Origin of the sequence: Treponema putidum (genome assembly GCF_024401155.1) — a bacterium.
GTDB lineage: Bacteria > Spirochaetota > Spirochaetia > Treponematales > Treponemataceae > Treponema_B > Treponema_B putidum.
In genome coordinates this window covers 1,958,026-1,967,338 of record NZ_CP038804.1, presented here as the reverse complement: position 1 = coordinate 1,967,338, position 9,313 = coordinate 1,958,026, and the positions used below count along the sequence as shown (strand labels likewise).

The following is a 9,313-nucleotide window of genomic DNA, read 5'->3' as shown; positions in this document are numbered from 1 at the left end:
ATAATAATGGAGGTTATACTTATGAAAAAAGTAAAAAATATTTTAGTCTTATTCATTTTAATGTGCTTTTGTCTTCTTCTCCTTTCTTGTGCCGGATGTACAAATATCTTTCTTTCGCAAAATATTAAAAAAGATGAAATTTCGATTGTAAGCTATAATGCCCAAACTTTTTTTGATGCAATTGAAGACGGAAATGAATTCAAGGAGTTTAAGGGAACAAAAACAAAATGGTCAAAAGAACGGTACGGCGAAAGGCTGTTCCGCTTAAAGGAAGCTCTTAATCTTGCTTGTCTGGGTTTAGGCTTAGGAGAAAAGGACATACCTGATATTCTTGTTTTGCAAGAAATCGAAAGTCAAACGGTATTGGATGACTTTTGTAAAATACTGCCCATAAACAATTCGTATAAATATGCCGTCTTTATTCCGCCCAAAAACGGAGGCGCATTCAGTACTGCATTACTTTCAAAGTTTCCTATTATCGAGACAAAGGTTTTCAATATATATTCAGGAAAAAACCATTTACGGCCGCTTGTTGAAACAAGAATCCGTATCGAGGATTCTAAAGAAATAAACGAATTAGTCCTATTAAATGTTCATTGGAAGTCTAAAGTAGGCACTGCCGACAGCGAAGCCCTTAGACGTATGCAAGAAGAACAAGCATATAAAAGAATGGTGGAGCTAAAAAATACGGAGCCTCAAACCCCTTTTATCATATGCGGCGATTTTAACCAGCCCCTAGAAGAATTTCTTCTTTTGCCTGAATTCGATAATTGCTGGAATATCAATGCTTATCAAAATGCCGTTAATGACGGAAGTCAGCCCTCAGGCAGTTATTTTTATAAGGGTAAATGGGAAGATATAGACCATTTTTTCTATTCGGAAAATTTAAGCGATGGAAAAGATTTTGATATAAGCTTATTTTGTGTAGTAAACTCAAGGCCTCTTACCGACGAATCGGGTAATCCCGACAAATATTCCGTCCATTCAGGAAAGGGCTATTCGGATCATTTACCGATAGGCATTATTTTAAAAAGGCAATAAAAAATCTCCCGTTCTTAAAACGGAAGATGAAAAAAAATACCGGCGAAGGGACTTGAACCCTTACGGAGTCACCCCCAATAGATTTTGAGTCTATCGTGTATACCATTTCACCACGCCGGCTCATTAAAGTCCTATTGTATCATAAAAATAAAACTTTGTAAAGGCTTTTTTAAGACTAAATTTTTAGATTATAAATTGTTTTCCTATTGACATTTTTTCTGCTTTATGCTATAAAGGGCGCTGATATTTAAAATATGATTTATAGCCTATAAGGCTTTAAATCGGTATTCTTTAGAAGTTTTGCATTGCCGTAAAGCCTTATAGGCAGGCGGATGCCGCCCTCATTTATACAAATGAGAGAAGAAATCTTTAAAACTTCGCAGGATGCCAAACCAGTCATCGGAGTTACGGTTTAAAGGTGATCAGGTGGGTCCGAATGCTGTCCGAAAACCTATGGGCGGCGGATAAAAGTGTTTTTCTTTAAATTAAAGAAAATGCTCAAATCTTATCTGATTTTAATCACTGTTTTGTGTTTCTCCGATTTGTTTCTTTGTTAAGCTTGTTTTTCGGTTACGAAAGACCGGTTAACTTTTTAATCTCGTCATTTTTAATGCGGGAAATATTAGACTTGCCTACGTCTTTTAGGAGGATCTCATGGCAAAGGAAAAATTTAACAGAACGAAAGTTCACATGAATGTTGGTACCATCGGTCACGTTGACCATGGTAAGACCACTCTTTCGGCAGCGATCACTACGTATTGTGCAAAGAAGTACGGTGATAAGCTTCTAAAATATGACGAGATCGACAATGCACCGGAAGAAAAAGAGCGAGGTATTACTATCAATACCCGCCACTTGGAATATCAGTCCGATAAGAGGCATTATGCCCACATCGACTGCCCCGGACACGCCGACTATGTTAAAAACATGATTACCGGTGCTGCCCAGATGGACGGTGCTATTCTTGTAGTTTCCGCTCCGGACTCGGTTATGCCTCAGACAAAAGAGCACTTGCTTCTTGCCCGTCAGGTAGGTGTACCTTCAATTATCGTCTTCCTTAATAAGGTTGACCTCGTGGATGATCCCGAGCTTGTAGAGTTGGTAGAAGAAGAAGTTCGCGAAACTTTGGCATCTTACGGATTCCCCGAAGATACTCCTATTATTAAGGGTTCTGCATTTAAGGCTTTACAGGACGGCGCTTCCGCAGAAGATACGGCTTGCATCGAAGAGCTTCTTAAAACAATGGATGAATACTTTAAGGATCCTGTACGTGATTCCGACAAGCCTTTCCTTCTTCCTATTGAAGACATCTTCACAATTCAGGGACGCGGTACCGTTGTTACAGGAAGAATTGAGCGCGGTATTATCAAGATGAACGAAGAAGTTGAAATTGTAGGTATTAAACCCACAAAGAAAACCGTTGTTACCGGTATTGAAATGTTTAACAAACTTCTTGATCAAGGTGAAGCAGGAGATAACGTAGGTCTTCTCTTGAGAGGTATTGAAAAGAAAGAAGTTGAACGCGGTCAGGTTCTCGCTAAACCCGGTTCAATTCATCCCCACACAAAATTTGAAGCTCAAATTTATGTTCTTTCAAAAGAAGAAGGCGGACGCCACAGTCCTTTCTTCTCAGGTTACAGACCTCAGTTCTATTTTAGAACAACCGACATTACAGGAACTGTATATCTCCCTGAAGGAACGGATATGGTTAAGCCCGGCGATAATACAAAGATTATCGGTGAACTTATTCACCCTATAGCTATGGATCAAGGTCTTAAACTTGCTATTCGCGAAGGCGGACGAACTATCGCTTCGGGACAGGTAACCCAAATTATCGAATAAATGATGCAAAAAAACGGTACTTACTATTTTGTAGGTGCCGTTTGCATCTCTTCGGAGGAAATGATGACAAAGGAAAAGATTCGCGTAAAACTTCGCGGATTCGATGTAGAATTGGTTGATCAGAGTTCAAAGGCTATTGTACAGGCTGTTCAAAAAGCCGGCGCAAAAGTTTGCGGTCCTATTCCGCTTCCTACTCGGATTAACAAGTTTACTGTGCTTCGCTCGCCCCACGTAAATAAAAAATCGCGTGAGCAGTTTGAGATGAGGACACACAAAAGGTTAATCGATATTATCGAACCTTCGGCAGAAGTTATGAATGCTTTGTTGGCATTGGAGCTTTCAGCCGGTGTTGATGTAGAAATTAAACAATAAGATTTATTCAAATGGTAGACGGCCTTTAATCAGGGGTGCGTACCTTAGGAGAATTTAAATGATTGGACTGATTGGAAAAAAAATCGGCATGACCCAAATCTTTAATGAAGTCGGTCATCTTATGCCGGTTACGGTTATTCAGGTAGAACCCAATACCGTTGTTGCGCTAAAGGACAAGGACAAGTTCGGATACTCTTCAGTAGTGCTCGGTTTGGGTGAGCTCAAAGAAAAACACACCAGTAAACCCTATGCAGGACAGTTTAGCGAAAGCCTTAAACCTTTAAAACTTTTAAAGGAATTCCGCGGCTTTGATAAAGAAGTTGCAGTCGGGGACAAGCTGGGTGTAGAAGTTTTTGAAAAGGTTCCGTATTTGGATATTACGGCAATTTCAAAAGGAAAAGGTTTTCAGGGTGTTATGAAGCGATGGGGCTATGGAGGCGGTAGAGCAAGCCATGGTTCTAAATTCCACCGTGAAGCAGGTTCGACGGGACACTGCACAACTCCGGGCCGTTCTTTTAAAAATACGACAATGCCCGGAAGAATGGGTTGTGATAAGGTTACCGTTCAAAATTTGCAAATCGTAAAAATTGATCCTGAATTGGGTGTAATAATGGTTCGCGGTTCTGTTCCGGGTAAAAAGGATGCAACTGTATTCTTAAAATCCGCAGTAAAGCGGGCTAAATAAGGACGGTAGAAGACATGGAAAAGAAAGTCTATTCAGTCGATGGTAAAGAATTGAGGACAATCAATCTTGATGACAAGGTGTTCGGTCTTCCCGTAAATGATGATGTTATTTACTACGCCATCAATAATGAATTAGCCAATAAACGGGTCGGAACGGCTTGTACAAAGGGTAGAGCTGAGGTTCACGGTTCAAATGCCAAGCCTTACAGTCAAAAGGGTACAGGACGTGCACGGCGCGGCGATAAAAAATCCCCTCTTTTAGTCGGAGGAGGAACTGTTTTTGGACCTAAACCTAGAGATTTCAGCTATTCTATGCCTAAAAAAGCAAAAAGATTGGCAATGAAGTCAATTTTGAGCCTTAAAGCTCAAAACGACAGGTTAGTGGTTGTCGAAGATTTTACGGTAGAAAGCGGAAAAACCCGTGACCTTGTAAAGATTTTAAATAATTTTGCAAAGGGTGAACGCACTGTTATTATTCTAAAGGATGATGATTCTTTGGTAAAAAGAGCAGGGCGCAATATTCCGCATATTTCATTCTTAGCATATAACCGCCTTCGAGCCCACGATTTATTCTATGGCCGAAAAGTTATTATGCTTGAATCTGCCGCAAAAAATCTTTCTGAATTTTACGGATGTAAGGAGGCCGAATAATAATGGAATACAATGATATACTTATCGCGCCTGTTCTTACGGAAAAAAGCACAGAACTTCGCGAGCAGGGCAAATATGTTTTCAAAGTAGCGCCAAAGGCTACCAAGATTCAGATAAAGGAAGCAGTACGAAGATTGTTCAATGTAAAAGTTACCGATTGTACTGTTGTTAATGTTCGAGGAAAGACTAAGCGTCTCCGCTACAAGGAAGGTAAAACTTCATCTTGGAAAAAGGCAACCGTAAAACTTGCCAAGGGTGAGACAATTAAGATTTTTGAAGGTGCGTAAGCCTTAATGTGCTTATGCTAAGGGGATAGCAAAATGGCTCTAAAAGAATATAAGCCGATGACGCCAGGATTGCGCGGACGAATTGATTTGCGAAAAGATGAAATTACAGCTCAAAAGCCTGAAAAGTCTTTGACTACAGGCAAAAAGAACAGAGCAGGACGCGATTCAAGAGGACGCATTTCAGTTCGAGGCCAAGGCGGCGGACATAAACAGAAATACCGACAAATCGATTTTAAGCGAAATAAATATGGTATTCCGGGCACTGTAAGGACAATCGAGTATGATCCTAACCGCAGTGCAAATATTGCATTGATTTTTTACGCTGACGGCGAAAAGCGATATATCATCGCTCCTAAGGGTTTAAGAATCGGTCAAAAGATTATGAGCGGCGAAATGGCTACATTGGATGTTGCAAATGCTCTTCCTTTGGAAGCAATTCCCGTCGGCTTTACCGTGCATAATATTGAGCTTACAATCGGAAGAGGCGGACAAATGGCGCGTTCGGCAGGTGCCGGCGCATTGGTTGCTGCAAAAGAAGGCGAATATGTTACCATAAGATTGCCTTCCGGAGAAACTCGCTTAGTAAATAAAAAATGTTATGCAACAATAGGCGAAGTCGGCAATGAAGATCATATGAATACAAGTCTTGGCAAAGCCGGTCGATCAAGATGGCTTGGAATCAGACCCTCCGTTCGCGGTATGGCTATGAACCCGATTGATCACCCCCTCGGCGGCGGTGAAGGACGAGGAAAGGGAAGACATCCCGTTACTCCTTGGGGACAGCCTTGTAAGGGTTATAAGACCCGCAAGAAGCGCAATCCTTCGGATAGCTTCATTGTCTCAAGACGAAAGAAGAAGTAGGGGGTTGCAGAAGTGTCAAGATCAATTAAAAAGGGACCTTTTATCGCAAAGAGTCTTTTTAAGAATGTAAACGAGATGAACAGATCGGGTAAAAAGAAACCGATTAAGACTTATTCCCGCTGTTCTACAATTATACCTGAAATGGTAGGTAACACTATTTCGGTACATAACGGCAAGACGTGGATTCCGGTTTATATAACCGAGAATCTTGTTGGACATAAACTTGGAGAGTTTGCTCCTACGCGCACATTCCGCAAACATGCAAACTCCGACAAGAAGGTTGTAAAATAGGTGAAAGAAGATGACTGAAAGAACAGGATATCGAGCAACAACGAAATTTCTTATTGCATCACCTACTAAGGTAAGGCCGGTGGCGAATGTCGTAAAAAACAAGCCTTATCCGGAAGCAATGGCTATTTTGGAAAATATGCCTCAAAAGGGAGCCGTCTTAATTTCTCAGACGATGAAATCGGCTGCCTCAAATGCTCTTTACAAAAATAAACAGCTTGATGAAGATATGCTCTTTGTTAAGGAAATTATGATTGACGAAGGGCCTAGGCTAAAAAGAATTTGGTGTCGCGGCAAGGGGCGTGCAGACATGCTCTTAAAGCGCATGTGTCATATCACAGTTGTCGTTGACGAGAGAGCAGGAGAGTAGATATGGGACAGAAAGTAAACCCTACAGGATTAAGACTTGGTATAAACAAAACTTGGTCGTCTCGCTGGTATGCAGGCCCCCGAAATTATGCCGACTTGTTGCTTGAGGATTTAAAGATTCGAGCTATGATTCAGGAGCTCCCTGAATGTAAAAATGCAGACATTGCCGAAATTGAAATCATCCGTCATCCCCAGAGGATTACGATTATGATTCATACGGCTCGTCCCGGCGTTATAATCGGTGTAAAAGGTGCCAATATCGAAAATATCGGAGCCATTATACAGAAAAAGCTCGGCAAAAAAGTGCAGATCAAGATTAAGGAAGTAAAGAGAGCCGAATTGAGGGCTTCTTTAGTTGCCCAAAACGTCGCACGCCAGCTTGCCGGAAGAGCTTCTTTTAGAAAGGTATTAAAACAGGCTTGTTTTAATACTATGAGATCCGGTGCTCAAGGTATAAAGATTAGAATTTCAGGACGCTTAGGCGGTGCTGAAATGTCTCGAACCGAAGAAATGAAAGAAGGACGGGTTCCTCTTCACACTCTTCGGGCGGATATAGACTACGGTTTTGCTGAAGCGGATACAACCTATGGAAAAATAGGCGTTAAGGTATGGCTTTACAGCGGAATGATGTTTGGCGGAGAACAAAAAGAAGATGCAGGTGCCTTGCTCAAAAAGCAAAGAAGACCCCGCTCTGAAAAACCCGCTCAAGCAGGGAGGCAATAATTATGGCATTCAGTCCCAAACGTGTAAAACATAGAAAGGTTCAGCGAGGTAGAATCAAGGGCGAAGCTACACGATGCAACAGCATCGATTTCGGCGATTACGCCTTAGTTTCTCTTGAGCCTTTTTTGCTTACAAACAGACAAATTGAAGCTGCCCGTGTTGCTTTAAATCGTAAGATTAAGCGAGGCGGAAAATTGTGGATTCGAGTTTTTCCGGATAAACCCTATTCAAAAAAACCCGCTGAGGTTCGAATGGGCGGCGGAAAAGGCGCTCCCGAGTACTGGGTAGCGGTTGTAAAACCCGGAACTATTATTTTTGAATTAGCCGGCGTTGATAAGAATTTGGCCGAACAAGCTATGGCCTTGGCAGGAAGTAAACTTCCGTTTAAGACAAGGTTTGCCGAGCAGATTCAGGCCGACTAAGGAGCGTTTAAAATGAAAAAGAAGTCAAAGTACAGAGAAATGTCGTATAAAGAACTTGTTTCAAAACGCAATGATCTAAAACAAAAATACATGGATTTGAGATTTCAAGCTGTGGTAGGTCATTTGGATAACCCGCTTGAAAAGAGAAGTATGCGTCGTGAAATAGCGATGCTAAATACCTTCATCCGCCAAAAAGAATTGGCCGGTGAAAGCGGAAATTAGGAGCTTAACCCGTGGAAACAACAGAAAATACAAAAAAAATCGGGAAGCGCGAGTTTGTCGGAATTGTAACAAGCGACAAGATGAATAAAACCATCGTTGTTGAAGTCCGAACCAAAAAGCTTCATAAGCTGTATAAAAAATACGTATCGAGCAGTAAAAAATACAAGGCTCACGATGAAGAGAATACGGCTCACATCGGCGATACTGTAAGAATTGTAGAGCATAAGCCTATCAGCAAAGAGAAGGCTTGGATGCTTACTGAAGTTATTGAACGGGCTAAGTAAGGCAAGGAGTTAAGGTAAATGATACAGGTTGAAACAAGATTAAACGTTGCCGATAACTCGGGCGCTAAACTCGTCGAATGTATTAAGGTTATCGGCGGATCAAAACGCAGATATGCAGGTATTGGGGATATAATCGTTGTGGCGGTAAAAGAAGCCTTGCCTACGTCGGTTATTAAAAAGGGTACGGTAGAAAAAGCCGTTATTGTGCGTGTTTCAAAAGAATACCGCCGTCCCGATGGAACTTATATTCGTTTTGATGATAACGCTTGCGTAATCATCGATGATAATAAAAACCCCAAGGGAAAACGTATTTTCGGCCCTGTAGCCAGAGAACTTCGTGATAATGATTACATGAAAATAGTTTCTCTTGCTCCGGAAGTTCTTTAAGGAGAGTTTATGGCAGGAAAGATGAAAATTCGCCGCAATGATAGTGTAGAAATTATTGCAGGCAAAGAAAGGGGCAAGCGGGGCGAAGTCGTAAAGGTCTTGCAGGAAGATAATAAGGTTATCGTCGGCGGTCTTAATATGACAAAAAAAGCCATGCGCAAAAGAAGCCAGCAGGATCAGGGCGGAATTGTAGAAATTGAAGCTCCGATATCTGCATCCAATGTTATGATTATATGCAAAAAATGCGGCAAAACCCGAGTTGCATATGAAATAAAGGACGGCAAAAGAACAAGAATTTGCCGTAAGTGTGGAGAAGCGTTATAATGAGTAATTACGTACCTCGGCTTAAGAAAGTCTATACGGAACAGATCATGCCCGAGCTTAAAAAGGAATTTAATTACAGTTCCGTTATGCAAATTCCTCGGCTTAAAAAAGTCGTAGTAAGCATGGGTGTTGGTGTAGCTCTCACGAATAGGAAACTACTTGATGCTGCAGTAACTGACCTTGAAACAATCACCGGTCAAAAAGCTGTGAAAACAAAGGCAAGAAAGAGTATAGCAAACTTTAAACTTCGTGAGGGAAATGAGATTGGGGCAATGGTAACTTTGCGCGGTGCTAGGATGTATGAATTTTTAGACCGCTTTATCAATGTTGCTTTGCCGCGTGTTAAGGATTTCCGCGGAGTTAACCCGAACGGTTTTGACGGTCGCGGAAACTATTCAGTGGGTATTACCGAGCAAATCATCTTCCCCGAAATTGACTTTGATAAAATTGAGCGTATTTCGGGATTAAATGTAAGCGTGGTAACTTCTGCCGAGACTGATCAAGAGGCAAGATCGCTTCTTGCAAAGTTTGGTATGCCCTTTAGGAAGTAAGAGAG

16 protein-coding genes and 1 tRNA gene are annotated in these 9,313 nt (G+C 41.4%); 16 read left to right on the top strand and 1 reads right to left on the bottom strand.

Going from position 1 to position 9,313, the window contains the following annotated elements; translation table 11 throughout:
- Nucleotides 1-21 precede the first annotated feature (21 nt).
- On the top strand, nucleotides 22-1,041 hold the full coding sequence (locus E4N74_RS09180; RefSeq protein ID WP_044977713.1) for an endonuclease/exonuclease/phosphatase family protein: 1,020 nt from the start codon (nucleotides 22-24) through the stop codon (nucleotides 1,039-1,041).
- A 37-nt stretch (nucleotides 1,042-1,078) separates the two neighbouring features.
- On the opposite strand, the gene E4N74_RS09175 is transcribed toward E4N74_RS09180, so the two are convergent.
- Nucleotides 1,079-1,161: transfer RNA gene (locus E4N74_RS09175), tRNA-Leu, on the bottom strand.
- Between the two features lie 534 nt (nucleotides 1,162-1,695).
- On the opposite strand from E4N74_RS09175, the gene tuf reads away from it, so the two are divergent.
- From tuf to rplE, 15 genes are all read left to right on the top strand, one after another.
- Nucleotides 1,696-2,883, top strand: a complete 1,188-nt coding sequence (gene tuf, locus E4N74_RS09170; protein ID WP_044977712.1) for an elongation factor Tu — start codon at nucleotides 1,696-1,698, stop codon at nucleotides 2,881-2,883.
- 63 nt (nucleotides 2,884-2,946) lie between these two features.
- Entirely contained in the window at nucleotides 2,947-3,255 is a 309-nt protein-coding gene (rpsJ, locus tag E4N74_RS09165) for a 30S ribosomal protein S10 (RefSeq protein ID WP_002669994.1), read from the top strand.
- A gap of 58 nt (nucleotides 3,256-3,313) precedes the next feature.
- Nucleotides 3,314-3,940, top strand: coding sequence for a 50S ribosomal protein L3 (gene rplC, locus E4N74_RS09160; RefSeq protein WP_044977711.1), 627 nt, complete (start codon nucleotides 3,314-3,316; stop codon nucleotides 3,938-3,940).
- Nucleotides 3,941-3,954: 14 nt separating this feature from the next.
- Nucleotides 3,955-4,590 carry a 50S ribosomal protein L4 gene (gene rplD, locus E4N74_RS09155; RefSeq protein ID WP_044977710.1) on the top strand — a complete coding sequence of 212 codons (636 nt, stop codon included), beginning with the start codon at nucleotides 3,955-3,957 and terminating at the stop codon, nucleotides 4,588-4,590.
- Between the two features lie 2 nt (nucleotides 4,591-4,592).
- Complete coding sequence (locus E4N74_RS09150; RefSeq protein WP_002672216.1) at nucleotides 4,593-4,877, top strand: 50S ribosomal protein L23; 285 nt, start codon at nucleotides 4,593-4,595, stop codon at nucleotides 4,875-4,877.
- A 33-nt stretch (nucleotides 4,878-4,910) separates the two neighbouring features.
- Complete coding sequence (gene rplB, locus E4N74_RS09145) at nucleotides 4,911-5,738, top strand: 50S ribosomal protein L2 (protein WP_044977709.1); 828 nt, start codon at nucleotides 4,911-4,913, stop codon at nucleotides 5,736-5,738.
- 12 nt (nucleotides 5,739-5,750) lie between these two features.
- Complete coding sequence (gene rpsS, locus E4N74_RS09140) at nucleotides 5,751-6,029, top strand: 30S ribosomal protein S19 (protein WP_044977708.1); 279 nt, start codon at nucleotides 5,751-5,753, stop codon at nucleotides 6,027-6,029.
- Nucleotides 6,030-6,039: 10 nt separating this feature from the next.
- Nucleotides 6,040-6,396, top strand: coding sequence for a 50S ribosomal protein L22 (rplV, locus tag E4N74_RS09135; RefSeq protein ID WP_044977707.1), 357 nt, complete (start codon nucleotides 6,040-6,042; stop codon nucleotides 6,394-6,396).
- A gap of 2 nt (nucleotides 6,397-6,398) precedes the next feature.
- A complete protein-coding gene (gene rpsC, locus E4N74_RS09130; RefSeq protein ID WP_044977706.1) occupies nucleotides 6,399-7,118 on the top strand; it encodes a 30S ribosomal protein S3 in 720 nt (239 codons plus the stop codon).
- A gap of 2 nt (nucleotides 7,119-7,120) precedes the next feature.
- Nucleotides 7,121-7,540, top strand: coding sequence for a 50S ribosomal protein L16 (gene rplP / locus E4N74_RS09125; RefSeq protein WP_044977705.1), 420 nt, complete (start codon nucleotides 7,121-7,123; stop codon nucleotides 7,538-7,540).
- A 12-nt stretch (nucleotides 7,541-7,552) separates the two neighbouring features.
- The gene (gene rpmC / locus E4N74_RS09120) at nucleotides 7,553-7,762 is read left to right on the top strand and encodes a 50S ribosomal protein L29 (protein ID WP_044977704.1); all 210 of its coding nucleotides are present in this window, start codon (nucleotides 7,553-7,555) and stop codon (nucleotides 7,760-7,762) included.
- A gap of 11 nt (nucleotides 7,763-7,773) precedes the next feature.
- Entirely contained in the window at nucleotides 7,774-8,046 is a 273-nt protein-coding gene (gene rpsQ, locus E4N74_RS09115) for a 30S ribosomal protein S17 (RefSeq protein WP_044977703.1), read from the top strand.
- 18 nt (nucleotides 8,047-8,064) lie between these two features.
- The gene (rplN, locus tag E4N74_RS09110; RefSeq protein ID WP_044977702.1) at nucleotides 8,065-8,433 is read left to right on the top strand and encodes a 50S ribosomal protein L14; all 369 of its coding nucleotides are present in this window, start codon (nucleotides 8,065-8,067) and stop codon (nucleotides 8,431-8,433) included.
- A 9-nt stretch (nucleotides 8,434-8,442) separates the two neighbouring features.
- Nucleotides 8,443-8,757, top strand: a complete 315-nt coding sequence (gene rplX / locus E4N74_RS09105; protein ID WP_044977701.1) for a 50S ribosomal protein L24 — start codon at nucleotides 8,443-8,445, stop codon at nucleotides 8,755-8,757.
- The gene (gene rplE, locus E4N74_RS09100) at nucleotides 8,757-9,308 is read left to right on the top strand and encodes a 50S ribosomal protein L5 (RefSeq protein WP_044977700.1); all 552 of its coding nucleotides are present in this window, start codon (nucleotides 8,757-8,759) and stop codon (nucleotides 9,306-9,308) included. Before rplX ends, rplE begins: the two co-directional genes overlap by 1 nt.
- Nucleotides 9,309-9,313: the final 5 nt, after the last annotated feature.

What these genes read in the sequence shown, in the direction of transcription:
- rpsC (WP_044977706.1), top strand. Translation starts at nt 6,399, where the DNA reads ATGGGACAGAAAGTAAACCCTACAGGATTAAGACTTGGTATAAACAAA.
- rplB (WP_044977709.1), top strand. Translation starts at nt 4,911, where the DNA reads ATGGCTCTAAAAGAATATAAGCCGATGACGCCAGGATTGCGCGGACGA.
- rplP (WP_044977705.1), top strand. Translation starts at nt 7,121, where the DNA reads ATGGCATTCAGTCCCAAACGTGTAAAACATAGAAAGGTTCAGCGAGGT.
- rplE (WP_044977700.1), top strand. Translation starts at nt 8,757, where the DNA reads ATGAGTAATTACGTACCTCGGCTTAAGAAAGTCTATACGGAACAGATC.
- rplV (WP_044977707.1), top strand. Translation starts at nt 6,040, where the DNA reads ATGACTGAAAGAACAGGATATCGAGCAACAACGAAATTTCTTATTGCA.
- rpmC (WP_044977704.1), top strand. Translation starts at nt 7,553, where the DNA reads ATGAAAAAGAAGTCAAAGTACAGAGAAATGTCGTATAAAGAACTTGTT.
- rplX (WP_044977701.1), top strand. Translation starts at nt 8,443, where the DNA reads ATGGCAGGAAAGATGAAAATTCGCCGCAATGATAGTGTAGAAATTATT.
- E4N74_RS09180 (WP_044977713.1), top strand. Translation starts at nt 22, where the DNA reads ATGAAAAAAGTAAAAAATATTTTAGTCTTATTCATTTTAATGTGCTTT.
- tuf (WP_044977712.1), top strand. Translation starts at nt 1,696, where the DNA reads ATGGCAAAGGAAAAATTTAACAGAACGAAAGTTCACATGAATGTTGGT.
- rpsJ (WP_002669994.1), top strand. Translation starts at nt 2,947, where the DNA reads ATGACAAAGGAAAAGATTCGCGTAAAACTTCGCGGATTCGATGTAGAA.
- rplC (WP_044977711.1), top strand. Translation starts at nt 3,314, where the DNA reads ATGATTGGACTGATTGGAAAAAAAATCGGCATGACCCAAATCTTTAAT.
- E4N74_RS09150 (WP_002672216.1), top strand. Translation starts at nt 4,593, where the DNA reads ATGGAATACAATGATATACTTATCGCGCCTGTTCTTACGGAAAAAAGC.
- rplN (WP_044977702.1), top strand. Translation starts at nt 8,065, where the DNA reads ATGATACAGGTTGAAACAAGATTAAACGTTGCCGATAACTCGGGCGCT.
- rplD (WP_044977710.1), top strand. Translation starts at nt 3,955, where the DNA reads ATGGAAAAGAAAGTCTATTCAGTCGATGGTAAAGAATTGAGGACAATC.